The sequence below is a fragment of the Bacillus sp. JJ864 genome, assembly GCF_036963045.1.
GTDB lineage: Bacteria > Bacillota > Bacilli > Bacillales > Bacillaceae_G > Bacillus_A > Bacillus_A pseudomycoides_C.
Genome location: NZ_JBALLY010000107.1, coordinates 16,988 through 18,165, shown reverse-complemented (window position 1 = coordinate 18,165; position 1,178 = coordinate 16,988). Strand labels below are relative to the sequence as shown.

The following is a 1,178-nucleotide window of genomic DNA, read 5'->3' as shown; positions in this document are numbered from 1 at the left end:
AGTTTCACTTTATTCTTTCTCTTGATTTTGTTTTTCTAATTCAACGAGTTTTTGAATTAAAATATGCTGAGGCATATGCATAAGTTGTTCAAGTGGCACACCGAGAGCTTTAGATAACTTAATAGCTGTCTCTGGTGAAAGTTGTAATGGTTTCATAAATGTACCTCCTTTTTGTATAGTATAACATAAAGTAAAATAAGCATCAGTGTAGAGACAACGATAGTGGTGGCTCATGAGGTTATGTAAATGCCAGTTGAAAAATACATAGTTTGATTTACAACCTACAATGATTTTTACTAACTTTTAAAGTGAAATGAAATTTGAGGTGAGAAGATGACACTTATTTTTGGACACCGCGGAGCTGCGGGGACGTATCCGGAAAATACGATGGTTTCTTTTCGTGCGGCGGAGAAATTTGGGGCTGATGGGATTGAATTGGATGTGCAGTTCACAAAAGATAACAAAATTGTTGTCATTCATGATGAAACCGTAAATCGAACGACGAATGGAAAAGGTGCCGTTCGAAATTATTTATATGCAGATTTACGTGCGTTAGATGCGAGTTATACATTTCATGATAAAGTCGGTGTGCAGCACATTCCTTTGTTGGAAGAAGTGTTAGAGTGGCTGAAAACAAACAACCTTTTTCTTAATATTGAATTTAAGAATAATAAGATAGCGTACCCTGGTTTAGAAGAAGAGGTAATTACTCTTATTCGAAAATATAGTATGGAGGAGCGAACGATTCTATCTTCTTTTAATCATTATAGTATGAAAAAGTGTCATATAATGGCTCCTGACATTGAGACGGCGATTTTATATAAGGAAGGATTGCATAGCCCGTGGGCTTATGCGAAAAAGATGGGAGCGAGTGCGATTCATCCAAACTACCGGTATATTTCGGATGGAATTGTAGAATTAACGATGGAAAATGGTGTCGCGGTGCGTCCGTATACGATTAATGATGAGGAAGCGATAAGGAAGTTTTTAAAGATGAATGTGACAGCTATTATTACAGACTATCCAGAGCGGGTGAAAATGATCTTGCAAGGTGCAAAATGAGTCCTTTCTTATGAAGGGACTCATTTTTTATCCCGCTATTTGCGGTAAGTCCCCTCCCTGGGATTGAAAGAGAAGATAAGGAGAGAAGTGGTGGATCTCCACTGATGGAAATTTCA

At 37.5% G+C, this 1,178-nt stretch carries 2 protein-coding genes; one reads left to right on the top strand and one right to left on the bottom strand.

Annotated elements, in window-relative coordinates:
* Positions 1-9: 9 nt before the first annotated feature.
* Complete coding sequence (locus tag V7024_RS16705; RefSeq protein WP_020061562.1) at positions 10-156, bottom strand: YycC family protein; 147 nt, start codon at positions 154-156, stop codon at positions 10-12.
* 177 nt (positions 157-333) lie between these two features.
* Between V7024_RS16705 and V7024_RS16700 the strand changes: the two genes are divergently transcribed.
* Positions 334-1,062 (top strand): glycerophosphodiester phosphodiesterase, encoded by a 729-nt coding sequence (locus V7024_RS16700; protein WP_335521946.1) that lies wholly within the window; start codon positions 334-336, stop codon positions 1,060-1,062.
* Positions 1,063-1,178: the final 116 nt, after the last annotated feature.

What these genes read in the sequence shown, in the direction of transcription:
- V7024_RS16705 (WP_020061562.1), bottom strand. Translation starts at nt 156, where the DNA reads ATGAAACCATTACAACTTTCACCAGAGACAGCTATTAAGTTATCTAAA.
- V7024_RS16700 (WP_335521946.1), top strand. Translation starts at nt 334, where the DNA reads ATGACACTTATTTTTGGACACCGCGGAGCTGCGGGGACGTATCCGGAA.